This window comes from Anaeromicrobium sediminis (genome assembly GCF_002270055.1).
GTDB lineage: Bacteria > Bacillota > Clostridia > Peptostreptococcales > Thermotaleaceae > Anaeromicrobium > Anaeromicrobium sediminis.
Map to the genome: position 1 here is coordinate 79106 of NZ_NIBG01000012.1, position 20777 is coordinate 99882.

General features: G+C 31.7%; 16 protein-coding genes and 1 other annotated feature. Of the genes, 13 read left to right on the forward strand and 3 right to left on the reverse strand.

The features are described from left to right. Positions 1 to 66: 66 nt before the first annotated feature. Positions 67 to 1518, reverse strand: coding sequence for an alanine/glycine:cation symporter family protein (locus tag CCE28_RS13825; RefSeq protein WP_095134322.1), 1452 nt, complete (start codon positions 1516 to 1518; stop codon positions 67 to 69). Positions 1519 to 2108: 590 nt separating this feature from the next. Between CCE28_RS13825 and addA the strand changes: the two genes are divergently transcribed. Both addA and queG read left to right on the forward strand, forming a co-directional pair. Beyond that, positions 2109 to 5648, forward strand: coding sequence for a helicase-exonuclease AddAB subunit AddA (addA, locus tag CCE28_RS13830; protein ID WP_242972983.1), 3540 nt, complete (start codon positions 2109 to 2111; stop codon positions 5646 to 5648). 6 nt (positions 5649 to 5654) lie between these two features. Continuing rightward, positions 5655 to 6539, forward strand: coding sequence for a tRNA epoxyqueuosine(34) reductase QueG (gene queG, locus CCE28_RS13835; protein WP_095134324.1), 885 nt, complete (start codon positions 5655 to 5657; stop codon positions 6537 to 6539). A 41-nt stretch (positions 6540 to 6580) separates the two neighbouring features. On the opposite strand, the gene gdhA is transcribed toward queG, so the two are convergent. Further along, positions 6581 to 7918 (reverse strand): NADP-specific glutamate dehydrogenase, encoded by a 1338-nt coding sequence (gene gdhA / locus CCE28_RS13840; RefSeq protein WP_095134325.1) that lies wholly within the window; start codon positions 7916 to 7918, stop codon positions 6581 to 6583. A 435-nt stretch (positions 7919 to 8353) separates the two neighbouring features. Here gdhA and CCE28_RS13845 point away from each other — a divergent pair, with 435 nt between their 5' ends. After that, positions 8354 to 9241, forward strand: coding sequence for a phosphatidylserine decarboxylase (locus CCE28_RS13845; protein ID WP_095134326.1), 888 nt, complete (start codon positions 8354 to 8356; stop codon positions 9239 to 9241). A 64-nt stretch (positions 9242 to 9305) separates the two neighbouring features. Here the strand turns inward: CCE28_RS13845 and ilvD are convergent, their stop codons facing one another. Next, entirely contained in the window at positions 9306 to 10964 is a 1659-nt protein-coding gene (ilvD, locus tag CCE28_RS13850; protein ID WP_095134327.1) for a dihydroxy-acid dehydratase, read from the reverse strand. A gap of 61 nt (positions 10965 to 11025) precedes the next feature. Continuing rightward, positions 11026 to 11285 (reverse strand) — a binding site (T-box leader). Positions 11286 to 11752: 467 nt separating this feature from the next. Between ilvD and mgtE the strand changes: the two genes are divergently transcribed. From mgtE to murJ, 10 genes are all read left to right on the forward strand, one after another. Further along, positions 11753 to 13090: a magnesium transporter gene (gene mgtE, locus CCE28_RS13855; protein ID WP_095134328.1), complete on the forward strand. Its 1338-nt coding sequence runs from the start codon at positions 11753 to 11755 to the stop codon at positions 13088 to 13090. Between the two features lie 65 nt (positions 13091 to 13155). Further along, entirely contained in the window at positions 13156 to 13749 is a 594-nt protein-coding gene (locus CCE28_RS13860) for a hypothetical protein (RefSeq protein ID WP_095134329.1), read from the forward strand. Positions 13750 to 13932: 183 nt separating this feature from the next. Continuing rightward, complete coding sequence (gene acpS / locus CCE28_RS13865; protein WP_095134330.1) at positions 13933 to 14301, forward strand: holo-ACP synthase; 369 nt, start codon at positions 13933 to 13935, stop codon at positions 14299 to 14301. Between the two features lie 27 nt (positions 14302 to 14328). Continuing rightward, on the forward strand, positions 14329 to 15879 hold the full coding sequence (locus CCE28_RS13870) for an NAD(P)H-hydrate dehydratase (RefSeq protein ID WP_095134331.1): 1551 nt from the start codon (positions 14329 to 14331) through the stop codon (positions 15877 to 15879). A gap of 159 nt (positions 15880 to 16038) precedes the next feature. Then, positions 16039 to 16650, forward strand: coding sequence for a LolA family protein (locus CCE28_RS13875; RefSeq protein WP_095134332.1), 612 nt, complete (start codon positions 16039 to 16041; stop codon positions 16648 to 16650). A 35-nt stretch (positions 16651 to 16685) separates the two neighbouring features. Beyond that, complete coding sequence (alr, locus tag CCE28_RS13880; protein ID WP_095134333.1) at positions 16686 to 17849, forward strand: alanine racemase; 1164 nt, start codon at positions 16686 to 16688, stop codon at positions 17847 to 17849. 137 nt (positions 17850 to 17986) lie between these two features. Continuing rightward, positions 17987 to 18262, forward strand: a complete 276-nt coding sequence (locus CCE28_RS13885; RefSeq protein ID WP_095134334.1) for a CopG family ribbon-helix-helix protein — start codon at positions 17987 to 17989, stop codon at positions 18260 to 18262. Further along, positions 18255 to 18614, forward strand: a complete 360-nt coding sequence (locus tag CCE28_RS13890; RefSeq protein ID WP_456297861.1) for a type II toxin-antitoxin system PemK/MazF family toxin — start codon at positions 18255 to 18257, stop codon at positions 18612 to 18614. The genes CCE28_RS13885 and CCE28_RS13890 overlap by 8 nt, the downstream gene beginning before the upstream one ends. A 79-nt stretch (positions 18615 to 18693) precedes the next feature. After that, positions 18694 to 19173 (forward strand): hypothetical protein, encoded by a 480-nt coding sequence (locus CCE28_RS13895; RefSeq protein ID WP_095134336.1) that lies wholly within the window; start codon positions 18694 to 18696, stop codon positions 19171 to 19173. Between the two features lie 40 nt (positions 19174 to 19213). Beyond that, the gene (gene murJ, locus CCE28_RS13900) at positions 19214 to 20773 is read left to right on the forward strand and encodes a murein biosynthesis integral membrane protein MurJ (protein WP_095134337.1); all 1560 of its coding nucleotides are present in this window, start codon (positions 19214 to 19216) and stop codon (positions 20771 to 20773) included. Positions 20774 to 20777 lie beyond the last annotated feature (4 nt).

Here is a 20777-nt window from a genome sequence, read left to right on the forward strand (position 1 = left end):
ACATTATTTAACCTAATTTTTACTCATCCTAATTTCAATAATCTTTATTTTTATTTATCTATCTATTTATTTATCTAATTTTTTAGCTTTTGCAACTCTTTTTTCCCAGAAAGTTGCATTTTCAATTCCTAATTTCTTAGGATCGAAAACAGGGTCTTTTCCAGCAGCCTTTTGCTCTTCGTAATCCTTTAAGGAAGCGAATGCAGGCTTTCTTAACATGATAATACCAACTATGTTTAACCATGCCATGATACCAACACCTAAATCTCCAAGTCCCCAAGCTAGACCAGCAGTCTTAACAGCTCCATAGAAAGTAGCTCCTAATAGTAAAACTCTGAATCCAGTAAGTAACCAAGGTTTGTCGCCCTTTACATTTAAGTATGCAGCATTAGTTTCACCAATGTAGTAGTAAGCCATTAAAGTAGTGAATGCAAAGAATAATAGTGAGATTGCAACAAATGCACTACCAAATCCAGGGAACATAGATTCAACTGCTGCTTGAGTATAAGCAGGACCTATAGCTACTCCAGGCATATTTTCTACAATATATCCACCAGCAGGATTTTCAACGTTATACGTACCTGTGATTAGGATCATAAATGCAGTTGCAGAACATACGAATAATGTATCAATATATACAGAGAATGCTTGAACTAAACCTTGCTTAGCAGGGTGAGAAACTTCTGCAGCAGCCGCCGCTTGTGGTCCAGTACCTTGACCAGCTTCGTTTGAGTAAATACCACGCTTTACACCCCAAGTAATTGCCATACCTATGATACCACCAAATGCAGCGTCAGCAGCAAAGGCACTTCTTACGATTAACATGAAAACTCTTGGTAATTCGCTTATGTTCATAAAAACAATTATAAGTGCAACTAAAATATAAGCTACAGCCATAAATGGCACAACGATTTCAGCAACTTTACCTATACGCTTAACTCCACCAAATACGATTATAGCTAAAACAACTACTAATCCACCACCAGTTATTGCAGGACTAACACCAAATGCATTATCTAAACCAGCAGCTATAGAGTTAGATTGAACGCCTGGTAATAATAGCATTGCTATTATTGTTGCAATGGCGAAAGTAATTCCATACCATTTCATTCCTAAACCTCTTTCGAAGTAATAAGCAGGACCTCCACGGTATTCTCCATCTTGCTCTATCTTGTAAATTTGTGCTAATGCAGATTCAACGTAAGCTGAACCAGCACCTAGGAAAGCGATTGCCCACATCCAAAATACTGCACCAGGCCCACCAAGTGCGATTGCAGTAGCAACCCCAGCGATGTTACCTGTACCAACACGTCCGGAAACAGAAACTGCTAATGCTTGGAATGAAGATATACCCTTTTCAGAATCTCCACCATCCATTAAAAGTTTAACCATTTCTTTAATGTGTCGCACTTGTAAAAAGCGCATTGCAAAAGAAAAATATAGACCAACGCCTAAACATAAATAAATTAGTGCTTTACTCCAAACGAGACCATTCAGAGCATCTACTATTTGAGCCATATTATGTCTCCCCCTTTAATAAAATTTATTAAACAGTAATATAAGATTACTGAATAAAACGTGGTTGACTTTCTTTTAGTATTGCCGTTCTTTTGCTAATTCATCCTAAAAAAAATAATTAAAAAATAAAAGGTATTTCGAAATGTGTTTTTGTAAGAGTGTTTCTTAGATATGGTGTTTCTTATTTGGAATAGATAAAAAATATATTTGTCAGTGACTTTATTGTACCATCAAATGTGAATAATTTCTAGGTATTAAATAAAGAATTTTGAAAAAATTCTAAATGTACTACAATAGGACAAATGATATAAATTCTAAAAAATCAAGTGAAAATCAGGGTTTGAGCTGTGGAAAAATTAAAAATAAAAAATTTAAAATAATGAATTTTTTATTTCTGAATTTTGTATTTTTAATCATTTTAAGGGAAAAAATGTATTCTTCATGGAATTTGGTCCATAAAAAATCATTAATTTTAATATTAATTAGATGAATATTAAAAGATGCGATAAAATATATAGGGAAGGATATATTCATATGATATTTTAGAACTTTATTTAATAGTTATAAATAAGGAGATGAGAAGAGTGGTTATGTGGACAAAAGATCAGCAAGAGGCCATAGACGCAAGAAAAAGTAATTTACTAATATCAGCAGCTGCTGGTTCTGGAAAGACTGCTGTGTTAGTGGAGCGAATAATAAAATTAATAACTAAGGATAAAATAGATATAAATAAATTGTTAATAGTTACTTTTACTAATGCAGCAGCAGGGGAAATGCGTGAAAGGATAGGTAATGCCATAAGTAAAGAACTAGAAAAGTCAGATTCTAATGATAAACATTTGAGAAGACAAATAACATTACTTAATAAGGCTTCCATAAGTACTATACACTCCTTTTGTATAGAAGTAGTAAGGAAGTATTTTCATTTAATTAATATAGACCCTAATTTTAGAATAGGAGATATTACAGAAACCAATATTATGAAAATGGAGGCCCTAGAAGAAGTATTCGAGGAAGAATACAAAAAGGAGAATAATGAATTTGTAGGCCTAGTAGAGCGTTTTGGAGGAAACAGGGAGGATGTACCACTACAAGAAATAGTACTTACTTTATATGAATTTATTCAAAGTCAACCTTATCCAGAAGAGTGGTTAAGGAATAAGGTTTCAGAATTTGATTTAGACATGGAAAATATATATGAAAATAGTTGGTATAAAGAAATTATAAACCAGATAAATATTGGTTTATCTGGAGCACGTGAAATGTTTTTAGAGGCAAAGGACATATGCAATAAACCATTTGGTCCCATTGCATATGAAGAGGCTGCAAATAGTGATATAAGACTAGTGGATGAACTCATAGAAGCTTCTAAGATAGATCTAGATTACTTTTATAAAATACTAAGTAGTGTATCCTATAAGAGGTTGGGACGAGTGAGTAAAGATGTGGATGATAATTTAAAGGAAGAGTTTAAGGATATTAGACAACAGGGGAAAGATATAATAGATGACATAAGAAAGAATATTTTAAATAAAAGTCCAAAGGAATTTGTACAAAACCTAAAGGAACTACATCCATACATGACATATTTATGTGATATTGTATGTGATTTTGAGAAACTATATAAAGAAAAGAAGAATGAAAAGGGTATTGTAGATTTTAACGATTTAGAACATTATGCCCTTGAAATTTTATCTAACAGGGAAGTGGCTAAAGAATATGAGAAAAGGTTTGAATATATATTTGTAGACGAATATCAAGATAGTAATATAGTTCAAGAAACTCTCATTAATTTCATAAAGCGAGAGGACAATATGTTCATGGTAGGAGATGTAAAGCAAAGTATATATAGATTCAGATTGGCAGATCCATCTTTGTTCATAAGTAAATATGAGAGTTTTAATAGGGAACAGGATAGTTTAAATAGGAGAATAGATTTAAGTAAAAATTTTAGAAGTAGAAAAGAAGTAATAGACGGAATAAATTACATATTTAAAAACATAATGAGCAAAGTATTAGGAGAAATAGATTATGATGAAGGAGCCTACCTTTATGAAGGGTTTGAAAAGAAACCTATAGATGAGGCTGAAATAGAAGTAAATTTAATAGATAAAAAATCTAGTGAAGAAATAATAGATGAAGTGGAAGAATTAGAATATACACAAATTGAAGCTAAGATTGTAGCAAAAAGAATAAAGGAATTACTAAACAAAGAAATATATGATTATAAGAGAGAAGAATATAGAAAAGTTCAATATAATGATATGGTTATACTACTTAGGACTACAAGGAATTGGGCAACTTCCTATATGGAAGTTTTAATGGAAGAGGGTATACCTGTTTATGCAGATACTAACAGTGGTTATTTCGAGACTCTAGAGATAGATTTGTTTATGAATTTCTTAAAAGTAATAGATAATAAAAGGCAGGACATTCCACTTATTAGTGTTATGAAATCACCGATTGGAAAATTTAGTATAGAAGAACTTATAAAAATAAGGATAGAAAATAAAAGTGGAACTTTTTTTCATGCAGTGAATTCTTATGTACAGAATAATAAAGATGATTTAAGTGAAAAGTCTAGAGAATTTATGAGTAAATTAAACAATTGGAAGAAGGAAGCCGTGTATATTCCCATAGATAAATTTATAGATAAACTATACATAAATACTAATTATTATAATTATATAGGTTCCATGCCTAGGGGAATTCAAAGGCAAGCTAATTTAAGATTACTAATAGACAAGGCAAAACAATTTGAGCATACAGCAATTAAGGGTTTGTTTAATTTCATTAAGTATATAGATAAATTAAAAAATAGCAGTGGCGACTTAGGGGAGGCAAAATCATTAGGTGAAAATGATAATGTGGTTAGAATAATGAGTATACATAAAAGTAAAGGTCTTGAGTTTCCAGTAGTATTTGTGGGGGCCATGGGAAAGAGGTTTAATTTAAGAGATACTAATAATCCCTTATTACTTCATAAGGATTTAGGCTTAGGACCTAAATATGTGGAACCTAAAATGAGAATTGAAATGGATACTATTGCTAAAATAGCCATGAAAAACAGAATTAAAAGGGAAAGTTTATCAGAAGAGATGAGAGTCTTATATGTTGCTTTAACTAGGGCTAAAGATAAATTAATTCTAGTTGGAGGCATAAACGATTTGGAAAGAACCCTCAAGAAATGGAAAAAATCTCAAAATGTATCTAATTTGTTAAGGTCCCATACTTATATGGATTGGATAGGTCCACTTCTTCTTCGCCATAGGGAACTAGAAAATTTAAGAGAAAATATGGAAGTAAATATAATAGATGATGAATCTAAATGGAAAGTTAATTTACTTAGCAAGAAGCATGTGGAAATAGAAGAAAAGAATAAGGAAGAGCAAAAAAAGGTACTATTAGAAAAAATCAGAGAATACGAGAAGAAGGAAGCTGCCATGAAGGCTGTCATAGATCATAAATTAGACTGGGTATATCAATATAAAAGTGAGAGTAAGATACCATCCAAGCTATCGGTAAGTGAAATAAAGAGGGTGGCAATGAAGGGGATAGAGCACATACATATACCCACATTAGTTAAAAAACCTAAATTTATGGAAAGTAAAAGTGCTTTTTCAGGAGCTCAAAAGGGAGTTATAATTCACTCCTTGATGGAATATTTAGATTTTAAAAGGGTAGACTCTATAGAATACATAAATAATGCTATAGAAGAAATGGCAAATAAGGAGTTATTAACTAAAGAAGAAGCTAGTATATTGGATTCAAATAAAATATGGAATTTCTTTAAATCTAATATAGGTAAAAGGGCTCGAGATGCTAATGTTATTTACAAGGAAGTTCCATTCAATCTTGTGATGAAGGCTAAGGATATAATTCCAAATAGTACAAGTGAAGAGGACATGCTTATTCAGGGAATTGTAGACTGTTATTTTGAAGAGGATGATGGATTAGTTTTACTTGATTATAAAAGTGACTATGTAAAAGAAAGTAATAAGGAAATAATTATGAAATATAAGCCCCAATTAGATCTTTATGAAAAAGCCCTTGAGGGAATTCTAAATAAAAGGGTGAAAGAAAAAATAATATATTCCTTTTATTTAGACGAAGAAATTAGAATAGGATAGTGAGAAATGAAAGAAAAATTAAAAAAATATTGTAATAATATTGGAATAGAATATGTGGGTATTGCTCCAATAAGACCTTATAATGAATTAAAGGATATAATCAAAAAAAGAGAAGAAAATAATTGGTTAAGTGGAATGGAAGAAGGGGATATAGAAAAGAGAATAGATCCTAAACTTATTATGGATGATTGTAGGTCCATTATAGTTTGTCTTTTTCCCTATTACATAAAGGATATAAACAGCAACATTTCTAATTATACCTATGGTAAGGATTATCATATGGTAGTTAAAGAAAAGCTAAATCAAATAGGAAGTTACTTGAGTAGTGAAATAGAAGGATTTAAGTATGAAGCCTTTACTGACACAGGACCTCTAGCAGATAGGTATTTAGCTTATATGGCGGGTTTGGGATTTTTTGGATTAAATCAAAGTTTAATAAATGATAAATATGGGACATATACATTTATTGGATATATTATTAATAATTATCCCTTTAAAGAAGATACACCATTAAATAAGACTTGTTTAAGATGTGGAGAATGCATAGAAGCTTGTCCAGGAAAAGCCCTGTATGATGACTTTAATATGGATGCTAAGAAATGTGTATCCTATTTAACTCAGAAAAAGGAAGAGTTAAGGGTGGATGAGATTGAAAAAGTGAAAAAGGCAAAAAAGGTATTTGGTTGTGATGTATGTCAGCAAGTTTGTCCTCACAACAAAAATGTAGCAAAAACTAATATTATAGAGTTTAAGGAAGATTTACTTACTAGTTTAGACAAAGGGGAAATAGAGAACATGTCTAATAAAGGTTTTAAAAGAGAATATGGGAATAGAGCCTTTAGTTGGAGAGGTAGAAAAATAATAAGTAGAAATTTTTCATATATGGATTAAAAAAGGAGTAACCATTTGGTTACTCCTTAAAATTTATGTTATTAAACGATTCCGTGAGCCTTCATAGCTTCAGCAACTTTTAAGAAACCAGCAATGTTTGCTCCAGCAACATAGTTACCTTCCATACCGTATTCCTTAGCAGCCTTTTGAGCAGCAGCAAAGATGTTAACCATGATTTGGTCTAACTTAGCGTCAACTTCTTCGAATGTCCAAGAAAGTCTCATGCTGTTTTGAGACATTTCAAGAGCAGAAGTAGCAACTCCACCAGCATTTGCAGCCTTAGCAGGTCCAACTAATACTCCATTTTCTAAGAAATATTCTAAAGCTTCGTTTGTACAAGGCATGTTAGCACCTTCTCCAACAGCTAGAACTCCGTTGTCAACTAATTTCTTAGCAGTTTCTAAGTTAATATCATTTTGAGTTGCAGATGGAAGAGCGATGTCACACTTAACACCCCAGATTCCTTGTTGTCCTTCAAAGTACTTAGCTTCTGGATGGTGGTTAACGTACTCTTTAATTCTCTTTCTTTCTACTTCTTTGATTTGCTTAATAGTATCTAAGTTGATACCGTTTTCATCAACTATGTATCCAGAAGAGTCACACATAGCGATAACTTTAGCTCCATATTGAGTAACTTTTTCGCATGCGTAGATAGCAACGTTACCAGCACCAGAAATTACAACAGATTTACCTTCGAAAGAAGTGTTATGAGCTGCTAACATTTCTCTTACAAAGTAGATAAGTCCATATCCAGTAGCTTCTTTTCTTACTAAAGATCCACCATAAGTTAAACCTTTTCCTGTAAGTACTCCAGCTTCGTATTGGTTCTTAACTCTCTTGAATTGTCCGAACATGTATCCAATTTCTCTAGCTCCAACACCAATATCTCCAGCTGGAACGTCTAAATCTTGTCCAATATGTCTATAAAGCTCAGTCATGAAACTTTGACAGAATCTCATGATCTCAGCATCAGATTTTCCTTTAGGATCAAAGTCAGATCCACCTTTACCTCCACCAATTGGAAGACCAGTTAATGAATTTTTAAAGATTTGCTCGAATCCTAAGAATTTAATAATTCCTAAGTATACAGAAGGATGGAATCTAAGTCCTCCTTTGTAAGGTCCGATTGCACTGTTAAATTGTACTCTGAATCCTCTATTAACTTGAGGCTTACCACTGTCATCAACCCAAGGTACTCTGAACATAATAACTCTTTCAGGTTCAACTAATCTGTCGATAATTCCTGCTTCAACAAACTCAGGGTGCTTTTCAATAGCAGGTTCTAACGAACGAAGAACTTCTTCTACTGCTTGGTGAAATTCAGCTTCACCTGGATTTCTTTTTTTAACTTGCTCTAAAACTTGTTCAACAACTGACATGATTTTACATCTCCTTTTTGGGAATGATATTAAATCGAGATTGCATCTTGAGAAAAAAATATCAACCTCGTCCAATTAAAATTTAACATACTGGAGTCTAAGAGTCAATTACATATTTTGCGGAAAAGTGACTTCAATTTAGAATTTTCATAAAACAATTATTTTTTCAATTTAATATTTCAGTATACTGAAATATTAAATTAGTATACGCAAGCTAGTAATCATGATTACTTAAGTAGATAGCTAGTATGCACAGAATTAAGGATTTAGATAAAATTCGAAACTTTATTCTTATAAGATGAAAATAGTTTTTTTAGTTAGAATGGTGACCCTTAATAGATTTTTAGAAAAATTTAATAATCTATTAGTTGATTTTTATAAAGGTAAAAGAGATAATAATTAATGGGCTTAATTAAACTAAAAAGGAGCAAGAAGATGAGTTACTATATAGATAGAAAAACGGGGAAAAAGGTAAAAGAAAAGGTTGCAGGAAGCAAGTTTATAGTTTGGACATATAATACATCTGTAGGAAAAAGTCTATTAGAGTTAATTGTAAAAAGAAAGTTTTTCTCAAGTTTATATGGAAAATTACAAGATTTATCTAATAGTAAAAAGAAAATACAGGATTTTGTAAGGGATTTTAACATTGATATGAGTGAAGCTGAAAGGGAAGATGTATCAGAGTATACCTCCTTTAATGATTTTTTTACTAGAAAGTTAAAAAGTGAAAGTAGAAAAATAGATAGGTCTGAAAAGGCATTAATTTCACCAGCTGATGGAAAAGTACTAGCTTATGAGAACATTCATGTGGAGAAAGTAATTCAAGTTAAGGGATTTTTATATAAACTACAGGATTTATTTGACGATGAAAATGAAGCTAAATTATACAACGGAGGTACATGTGTAGTTGTGAGATTAGCTCCAAATGATTATCACAGATTTCACTTTGTAGATGATGGAATTCCTAGGGATGTGAAAAGGATAAAGGGTGATTATTACTCAGTAAATCCCATTGCATTAAAGGAAGTAATTAGTCTTTATTGTAGAAATAAAAGACATGTTACCATGTTTGATTCCAAAAACTTTGGTCAAGTGGCCTTTGTAGATGTGGGAGCCACTTGTGTAGGAAGTATAATTCAAACCTTTAATGAATATACAGAGGTTAAAAAGGGTGATGAAAAGGGATATTTTAAGTTTGGTGGATCTACTGTAGTCATGTTCCTACAAAAGGGGATGGTTAAAATAGACCCTGACATAGTTAAGAATTCTAAAGCGGGAATAGAAACAAGTGTATTTATGGGTGAGAAAATAGGAGAGAAATAATAAAAGATGATAATGAAATTTCATTATCATCTTTTTGTATATATAATTATGATGAAGCTAAATCTTACTTAAGAACTGCTCCAGTGCTTGCTGATGTAACTAATTTTGCGTATCTTGCTAAATATCCTTTAGTAACTTTAGGCTCAGGTCTTACATGGGATTTTCTTCTTTCTTCTAATTCTTCATCTGTTAAAGCCACTTCTAAAATTTTATTAGGTATATCTATATTGATAATATCACCGTTTTTAATAAGGCCAATTACTCCACCTTCCATGGCTTCTGGAGATACATGACCTATGGCAGCACCACGAGTGGCTCCTGAAAATCTTCCATCTGTAAGTAAGGCCACATCCTTATCTAGACCCATTCCAGCAATAGCCGAAGTAGGAGACAACATTTCTCTCATACCAGGGCCACCCTTAGGTCCTTCGTATCTAATAACTACCACATCACCCTTTTTAATTTGATTATTGAATATGGCCTCTACTGCCTCTTCCTCGGAGTTATACACCTTAGCAGGACCACTATGAATTAGCATCTCCTCTGCCACGGCAGATTCCTTAACTACAGCACCATCCATTGCTAGGTTTCCTGTTAAGATAGCAAGTCCACCCCTATTTCTATAAGGATTATCTATAGGTCTTATTATATTATGATCTAGTACTGTAGTAGTTTTTATATTTTCCCCAACTGCATAGTTTGTAACTGTCATACAATCTTCATTAATAAGATTTAGTTTAGTTAATTCATTCATAACGGAAGGAATACCACCGGCTCTGTGCAAATCCTCAATATGATGGGGACCACTTGGGCTTAATTTTGTTATATAAGGAGTTACTTTACTTATCTCATCAAATAAATCTAGTGGAAGCTTTATTCCTGCCTCATGGGCTATAGCTGGTAAGTGTAGTACCGTGTTAGAAGAACCAGCCATGGCCATATCTACAGTAATGGCATTTTTAAAAGCATCTAGAGTAAGTATATCAAGAGGCTTTAAGTTCTTCTCTACACATTCCATTACTTTCATGCCTGCATATTTAGCCAATTGAATTCTTTCACCAGAGTGGGCCATGGCAGTACCGTTAAAAGGAAGTCCCATGCCAAGTACTTCTGTTAAACAATTCATACTATTAGCAGTGAATAAACCAGAACAAGAACCACATCCAGGACAAGCCCGTTTAGCGTATTCTTCTAATTCTTCCATAGATATTTCATTATTTTTATAAGTTCCTACCCTTTCTATTACAGAACTAAAGTCAAGATTTTCCCCTTTGTATTTTCCAGCCCACATGGGACCACCACTTATAACTACTGATGGAATATTAAGTCTTGCAGCAGCCATAATCATTCCAGGAACTATTTTGTCACAATTAGGAATTAAAACAAGTCCATCAAAACCGTGGGCCATGGCCATAGCTTCAATGGAGTCAGCTATAAGTTCACGACTTGCTAGTGGGTATTTCATTCCTTCGTGACCCATGGCAATACCATCGCATATTCCTATGGCAGGAAATTCAATAGGAGTACCTCCAGCCATGGCCACCCCTAATTTTGCAGCACGTGCTATTTCGTCTAAGTGCATATGTCCTGCTACTATTTCATTTTGGGCATTTACTATACCTATTAAGGGTTTATCTATTTCTTCTCTTGTATAACCCATTCCATAAAAAAGGGATCTAGCAGGAGCTCCTTTAGCTCCACCTTTAATTTTATTACTTCTCATTATTATAACCTCCTAAAAATTTTTCCAATTAAAAAAACCCCGCTCTAAGGTAAATTACAACCTTAGGGACGAGGTAAGTTTCGTGGTACCACCCTAATTTAAAATTTGCTCACACAAATCAACTCTTCAAGTCATTAATTAACTCTAGCCTTATAACGGTGGCACATGTGATTTAGCACAATACCGGCCTTGCCTACTAATATATTCGGCTTAGCAGTTTAGGAGTGATCATTATATACAATATTTAGCGCCTACTCTCAGCTAAATGTAGGTTCTCTGTAACTAAAGGAATTGTATTTTTCTCTCCATCATTACTTTTAATCATATTATTAAAAGCAATTGTACTACAATAACGAACAGAGGGCAATAGGGAATTTCAAAAATGCATAAAAATTCTTTAAATTTAATATTTTCAATAAAATTACACAAAATATAAATGTTGTTATTGTGATTTTCTAAAATCTTGATAAATGGACGAATATGGCATATAATAAAGAAGTAAGGACAATAAGGACGAATATGGCATATAATAAAGAAGTGAAGACAATAAGAAGGTACTTATACAAAAGACTATGGGCTGTTTTATTATAGCCTATTTTTTAAGTTAACTTTTAAATGTTTTTTTAAGAAGAATTTTTATTAAGATAAATTTTGAGAAAGTTGGTGATGGTTGTGGAATCAAGTCCTGTCCCCCAGATGGGTTATGGAAAATTCAATAGAAATAGGAGAAGCATAATCATTACAATAAATATAGGATGTGGTTCTCCTTTGTAAGGAGGGTCTAATTTGTGAAAGAAAATATTTTTGAACTTATTGAAGATAAGAAATATGGATTAGTTAGAAAAGAAATTATAAAGTTAAATACAGTAGATATAGCAGAATTTATTGAGGAATTACAGAAGGACCAAGCAGTAATTTTATTTAGGTTGCTTCCTAAGGACATGAGTGTAGAGGTATTTTCAAATTTAGAAAATGATACTCAAGAAGCTATTATAAGAGCTATAACAGATAAGGAAATTGCAAACATAGTAAATGATCTGTATTTTGATGATATGATAGACTTTATAGAAGAAATGCCAGCTAGTATTGTAAAGAAGATTTTAAAGCATTCTAAAGAAGATGAAAGAAAGCTTATAAATCAATTTTTAAATTATCCTGCCGATTCTGCAGGAAGCCTTATGACTATTGAGTATGTGGGTCTTAAAAAGGAAATGACATTAAAACAAGCTATGGAACTCATAAAAAGAGTTGGTATTGATAAGGAAACCATATATACATGCTATGTTATGGATTCGAATAGAAAACTAGAGGGCATAGTGTCTTTAAGAAAGCTTGTAATCAGTGATGAAAATAAAACTGTAGAAGAGATAATGGTAACAAATCCTATTAAAGTATATACTCATGATGATCAAGAAGAAATTGCTAAGGTGTTTAAGAAATATGATTTCATAGCTCTTCCTGTTGTGGATAAGGAAGATAGATTAACGGGAATTATTACAATAGATGATGTGGTAGACGTAATAGAACAAGAAAATACTGAAGATTTTCATAAGATGGCAGCTATGGAGCCTACAGAAGAAAATTATTTAGATACTAGTGTATTTACTTTAGCTAAAAGAAGAATAATGTGGCTTATGATATTAATGGTATCTGCCATGTTTACAGGAAGTATAATAAACAATTTTCAGGATGTATTAGAAAAAGTAGTAATATTGGCATCTTTTATGCCCATGTTAATGGGTACAGGTGGAAATGCTGGATCACAATCTTCAACTCTTGTAATTCGTGGTATGGCTCTAGAGCAAATTGAATTGTCAGATGTATTTAAAGTAATTGGAAAAGAATTAAGGGTAAGTATGTTAGTTGGATCAGGGTTAGCACTACTGAATTTTATTAGGATGTATTACTTGCAAAGTGTAGATATAAAAATTGCAACTACTGTATGTTTAACCTTAATAGTGGTAGTAGTAATAGCTAAACTCGTAGGTGGAACACTACCTATATTGGCAAGAAGTTTAAAGCTAGACCCAGCAATCATGGCAAGCCCATTTATAACTACTATAGTAGATGCAGTATCATTGTTTGTATACTTTAGTATGGCTAGTTATTTTCTAGGAATAGGCTAATAGTCCCTTAAGAAAATCATGAATTTTGCCGATTATAGAATGTAAGCTAAAATCGGAGGTAGGTTATGTCAAAAAATATAATGCTAGATGATAAAATAATTAAAAAAAATAAAATTGGAATTTTAATATATGATAAAGATTGGAAAGAATTATTTGTAAATAATATGACTAGGTCCATGAAAAAAAATGCTAAAATTTTAGATGAACTATGTAATGAACATAAGAGTGCAGAGAAAAATTCCATTTTACTTAAGAAAAAAAAGAAGCAGATTATAAAGGCCATACTAGAACTTTCAGATGAAATAAATAACAAAAATGAAGGTTCCGTAGAACGCCTTGAAAATATAAAGGAACAATTGGTACAAATAAATGATCAGATAGATGAAAATCAATTTTTATTAGAGACTTTACCTAGGAAAATTAAAAAATATAATTTAGAATTATTAGAGGAAAGTACCTATATAGCATATAAAAGTATAGAAAAAGAAAGTAAACGAGTTGAAGAGTTAGAAAGTGAAATGACCATACTAAGAGAGAAATTAGGAAATATGAGAGACGAAAAGATAAGCTTACAGGAAAAGGTAGATAAGGTATATGAATATATTCATAATACCCTTGGCCACAAGGAAGCTAATAAGTATGATACCAAATATTTATAAAGTGTGAATTAGTTTAAGCTAATTCACACTTTTAATTTTATGGAGAAATAAATTGGGTTTTCGTATTGAATGTGTCTATCCATATAGTATGAAAATTTGAAAATATGCTAAAATTGGTTAAACTAGTAATGTAGAAGGTTTTTTTTGAAATAAAGAGAATTAAATCATGTAGGAGTGATAGACTTGATAAAAGGTATAGGAATAGATATTATAGAAATATATAGAATTGAAGAGGCAATAGAAAGAAACAAAAGATTTATAGAAAGAATTTTTACTGAAAAGGAAATAGAATATTTTCAAAAGGTAAACTACAATACTAATACTATAGCAGGAAATTTTGCGGCAAAGGAAGCAATAATGAAGGTGTTGGGAACTGGTCTGAGAAATTTCAAACTAAAAGATATAGAAGTAGTTCGTAATGAATTAGGGAAGCCAGAGGCCATTCTTCATAATAATGCAAAAAAAATAAAGGAACAATTAGGAATAAGTAATATAATGATAAGTATATCTCATAGTAAAAAATATGCAGTTGCTAATGCTGTTGGAGAGTAAAAAAATAAAATAAAGTGAGTGTGAGTAATGAAAGTTGTAAGTGGAGAAGAGATGAAAAATATTGATAAAATGGCCATTGATAAATATAAGATTCCAGGAGTTGTTCTCATGGAAAATGCAGGACTGAAAGTGGTTGAGGAAATATGTAAATCTTTAGAAAAATATCGTAATAAAGTGATTACTATTATTTGTGGGGCAGGAAATAATGGAGGAGATGGCTTTGTAGTAGCAAGGCATTTAAAGAATATGGGAATTCCTATAAACTTATATCTCCTTGGAAATCCAGCTAACATAAAGGGTGACGCAAAGATAAACTATGATATAATATCAAAACTTAATATAGAAATTGGACTTTTAACTACTATTAATATACTAAAGAAGTTTTCAGAACATGTAAATAGAAGTTCCATAATAATAGATGCCATATTTGGAACGGGATTAAGCCGTCCCGTAGATGGATATATAAAGCAAGTAATTGATATTATAAACACATCTAATAATGAAGTTATATCAATAGATATTCCTTCTGGAATTTCAGCAGATGATGGTAGTGTATGTGGTGGTGCCATAAAAGCCAGTAAGACAGTAGTATTTCATTTACCTAAGTATGGAAATATATATTATCCAGGGAAGGACTATTGTGGAAATGTACTTATTAAAGACATAGGGATTCCTAAAGAAGTTGAAGAACAATTTGGATTGAAGGGAAATCTAATTACTCCTAAATACATAAAAAATAAGCTTAAAAAAAGAAATGGAGATACCCATAAAGGCACTTATGGAAAGGGATATATAATAGCTGGATCCGTAGGTATGACAGGAGCAGCCATGTTAACATGCAAAGGGGCTTTAAGAAGTGGTATAGGGATTCTAAGGCTAGCCATATCTCAAAGATTAAATTCCATATTAGAGTCAAGTCTCACAGAAGTTATAACAGTACCCTTATCAGAAACTAAAACGGGTACATTTAGTATAGCTGATATAGAAAAGATTATAAAGACTATGGAAGATAGTAATGTGGTAGGAATAGGACCTGGTTGTGGTAAAAGTAGGGAAATTGAAGATTTAATAAGGAATATATTAGAAAGGACTAGTATTCCTATTGTAATAGATGCAGATGGACTAAATGCTTTAGCTAGAAGGAAGGAAATTTTATCAGAAATAAAATCTCCTTGCGTAATGACTCCCCATATGGGAGAAATGGCTAGGCTTACAGATTTGGACATAGAGTATATAAAAAAGAATAAGATACAAGTAATATCTGAATTTGCTAAAAAGGTAAATTGTGTAGTAGTACTAAAGGATGCAAGAACAATGGTAGTTAATCCACAAGGGCAAGTTTTCATAAATACTACAGGAAATCCAGGTATGGCTTCAGCTGGAAGTGGAGATGTACTTACTGGAATTATTACAGGATTAATAGGTCAAGGGTTATCAACCTTCGAAGCAGCCGTATGTGGAGTATATATTCATGGGAAAGCAGGAGATTTTGCAGCACAAAAGTTAAGTGAATATAGTTTAAATGCTTCAGATATAGTAAATGAAATTGGAAGTGTATTTAAAGAGCTGTTACTATAAAAAATATATAAGTTTAGAGATTAGGGTTAGGGGTTTAGAGATAAAAACTCTCAACTCTTAACCCTTAATTAAAAAAAATAGAATATAAGTGAATAAATTCACGTAAAAATTATAAAAGACTCTTTTGTCTTTTAATAATTTTTATGGGTGATTGGGTGTATGAAGAAGGTCCTATGTGTAGCGTGTATTTTATTAATAGTTTTATCAGCTTGCGGTAAGAAAACAGATGAAGACATATTTTATAGTGTACAAAAAAAATTAAATAAAATGGAGCGTTATTCTTGTGAAATAGAAATAACATCTATTGGGAACAAAACTCCTCAAAAGTATGAAGTAAGGCAATGGTTTAAGAAACCAAATATGTATAAACTAGAAGTGATGAAACCTGAAAATTTAAAGGGAAAGGTTACTATTTCAGATGGAAATAAGACCTATATATATCATCCACAAATAGAGCAAACTTGGATGGTACAAAGAAATTCTAAGGAAAAAAATTTGTTTTTGGGATACTTTTTAGATAATTGTCTTAAAAGTGAAGACTCTACTATTGGCAGAAAAACTAAAAATGATATGGAATATGTGATTATAGACACTAATATACCAGGAAATCATCCTTATTATTCAAAAGAAAGATTATGGATACATACAAAGAACTTAAAACCAGCCTATTTAGAGGTGTTTGATAATAAGGGCAACACTAGAATATATATAGAATATTGCAAGTTTGTCTATGATCCTAAATTATCTGATGACTTTTTTCAGATGAAATAAAAGTTACTTAAGAAAAAGTGTGGGGGGACAAACAAATGAAGGATCTGACTAAACTAAGACCCGTATGGGCAGAAATTAATTTAGACAATTTAAAGTACAATATGATGCAAATAAGAAATAGAGTATCAAAGGATATTAAGGTTGGTGCAGTTATAAAGGCCGATGGATATGGTCATGGAGCATTAGAGATTGCAGATACTCTACTTGAAAGTGGAGCTGACTATTTAATGGTAGCCACTTTAGGAGAAGCATTACAATTAAGAGAAAAATATGATCAGGTACCCATACTTGTATTAGGGTATACGCCTAATGAATGTGCAGACGATGTTATTAATAACAATATATCTCAAACTATATATAATATGGAACAAGCAAAATATTACAATGAAATGGCGGAATATTTAGAAAAGAAAGCAATTTTGCATATTAAGATTGATACGGGAATGGGGAGATTGGGATTTAAGCCTACCCCAAGTTCAGTAGAAGATATTTTGCAAATAAATAGTTTATCCCATGTGGAATTAGAAGGAATATATACTCATTTTGCAGTGGCTGATGAAACTGATAAGACCTTTACAAAAGAACAATTTAATAAATTTGTATATGTAATAGAAACTTTAGAGAAAAATAATGTGAATATAAAAATAAAACATACATCTAATAGTGCAGCCATAATAGATATGGATAGCACCCATTTAGATATGGTTAGAGCAGGTATTATATTGTATGGACTTTACCCATCAGAAAATATTCAAAAAAGTTTATTAGATGTAAAACCCATCCTTAGCTTAAAGGCTAAAGTAAGTAATGTTAAAGTTATAGACAAGGGAGAAACGGTAGGGTATGGACGTAAATACCAAGCCCCAGATAAAACTAAAATTGCTACAATACCTATTGGATATGCAGATGGATTTACTAGAATGTTATCAGGAAAGGCGAATGTATTAATAAATGGTAAGTTGGCTCCTGTTGTAGGCAGAATATGCATGGATCAATGTATGGTAGATGTATCTTCAATTGAAAATGTAAAAATAGGAGATGAAGTAGTATTAATAGGAAGTTCAGGAAAAAATTACATAAGTGTAGATACTATTGCTCAAAGTTTAGATACTATAAACTATGAGGTTGTATGTATGATAAATAAGAGGGTTCCTAGGGTATATATAAGAGAAAATCAGGTTATTCATATAAAATCGTGAAAAAAAGTATAAAAAAGTAGTCATATTGACACACTTATAATGAATATTATATAATTGAGTATATATTTGAGTAAATATTATTTATATATAATGTAAATATTAAAATAAACATGTTGCTTACTGCAGGAGGTGTGGATGTGGCTGAGTCAAAGCGTATAATGATCAGCTTACCGAATAGCTTACTACAAGAGGTGGACCATCTTGTGGAGATGGAAAAAAGAAATAGGAGCGAGTTCATAAGAGAAGCTATGAAGTTATATATTAGGGAGAGAAGGAAAATACAAATAAGAGAAAATATGAAAAAAGGCTACCGAGAAATGGGCGCTATGAATCTAGCTTTATCTGAAGTTGGACTGGATTTAGATATGAATGCTCTTAAGAGATATGAAGAAAAGTTAGCGGAGTGTGAGTAATGTGATTATTAAAAGAGGAGATATTTTTTATGCAGATTTAAGTCCTGTTGTAGGTTCGGAACAGGGTGGTGTTCGTCCTGTTTTGGTCGTCCAAAATAACGTGGGAAACAAATATAGCCCTACAATTATTGTAGCGGCTATAACCTCACAAATTAATAAGGCAAAGCTCCCAACACATATAGAAATTAATGCATCTGAATACGGCCTCCCAAAGGATTCTGTAGTTTTGCTAGAACAAGTAAGGACTATAGATAAAAAAAGGTTAAGAGAAAAAATTGGTCATTCTGACGAAGATATGATGAGTAAAGTGGACGAAGCTTTAATGATAAGTTTTGGACTGGTAGATTTTTAAATAATAGAGTTTTTGTGGTAAAATATAAAATAAGGAGTGAATATATATTTACTAGACTTATTTTATAAAGGAGTATCATATGAAGAAGAATGTACTACTAATCATCATGTCCACTTGTATATTGTTTTTGTTATCACCCATAAGTAAGGCTAATAGTGTCATGCCTGGATCGGAAGATGACCCATTAGTAACACAAACTTATGTGGAAATGAGAAATTCCCAACTAAAATACTATGTGGATGAAAAATTATCACAAATATCTCAAAATGATAGTGGTGGCCAAACTACATATCCTGTATTTGAAGTAATTGAAACTTATAGCGGACAGAGAATTATAGCAGGAGCAAGTACGGAGTTGATTGTACGTTCAGGAAGTGCAACTGCAATTGGAAGTGCTTCTGGTGGTGTGCTAGATTTGATTTCTGGAGTAGACCTACAAACAGGCCAAAATGTGCCCCTTAATCACCTTTTGTTATTTCCAAGGGACGATGGAAGGGGAATTGTGGTAGGTCAAGATAAAACTTATATATTAATAAAAGGACCATACGAGATTAAATAAAAGCGCTCAGGCGCTTTTTTTACTTGTGACGGAGGAAAATATGAGCAATTATAAAAAAACTGCAAAAACCATTTTAATGGTAATAATACTGAGCTTCTCAGCAAAATTTATGGGGTTTCTAAGGGATGCTTTGATAGGAAGCCAATTTGGAGCTAATAAAGAATCAGATGCATATTTGATAGCTTTAAATTGTACGTCAATAGTATTTGTAAGTATAGGAAGTGCCCTTATAACAGGTGTAATTCCAATTGTTATAGGGGAGATGAAAAAGGGAAAGGAACATGCTTTTAAATTTGTAAATAATCTGTTAAATATACTTATTTTAATATCAGTAATATTATCTAGTTTAGGAATAATATTTTCCAGGGAAATAATGACTGTGGTAGCAACGGGGTTTGATGAAAATAAATTGAATCTGAGCGTTGAACTAGTTAAAATTATGTATCCCATATTAATATGTATTTCTATAACCTATGTGTTTGTGGCCATGCTTCAATCTTTAGAAATGTTTAAAGTCACATCACTAATAAGTTTTCCTGCTAATATTATTAGTATATTGTATCTCATGTTTTTATCTAAAACATATGGTGTTAAGGGCTTAGCCGTAATAACCTTAGTAGGATGGGTGTTTCAATTTTTAGTACAAGTACCTTTCTTGTTAAAGGAAGGATATAAATATAGATTTAAAATAAATTTTAAAGATGAGAATATAAAAAGAGTATTTAAAGTATTAATTCCTATGATTATAGTGGCATCTTCTATACAAATGAACATATTGATAGATGAAAAGTATGCTTCTTTATTAAAAGACGGAACTGTTTCTTACATACACTATGGAAATACATTGTATCAGGCTATAGCCACTACGACCATATTGGGAATTAGCATGGTTGTATTTCCTAAATTTGCTCAAATGTCAATCAAGTTAAAGGACAAGGAGTATTCAGAATTTGTATCAAAGGTCTTAGGCGTAATTATCTTTATATTAATACCTGTTACCATAGGAATTATAGTTCTTAGGAATGAAGTAATAGGAATTGTTTATGAAAGGGGAGCCTTCGGAAAAGAGGATACCCTAATAGCAGGAATAGTTTTCGCCAGTTATTCTCTAGGAGCAGTATTTTTAGGTATACAAGATTTAGTTAACAAGGCTTTTTATGCAAAAAATAATGTATTTAGTCCCATGAAGGTGAGCTTAATAGTAATAGTTTTAAACATAATACTAAATGTTACTACTGTAGAAAACTATGGTGTGGTTGGACTGGCCATAAGTACCTCCGTAAGTATGATAATAGGAACTTTCCTATTAATATATGAGTTTATGAAAAAATTAAATTATTTAAACATCAAAGGAATAATTGTGACTTTCCTTAAAAGTTTACTTGCTGCAACCATAATGTTTATTGTGGTGACTTTGGTAAAAGATGGATTGTATTTATATGTTGATAAAAACTCATTATTGTATAAAATTGTAGTAGTAGGTATAATTACTACTACAGGCGCAATAACCTATGGTGTAGCTTCAATAAAATTGAATATTAAAGAAGCAATTTATATATATGATGATTTTTTAAAAGGTAGATTTAAGAAATTAACTTAAAGGA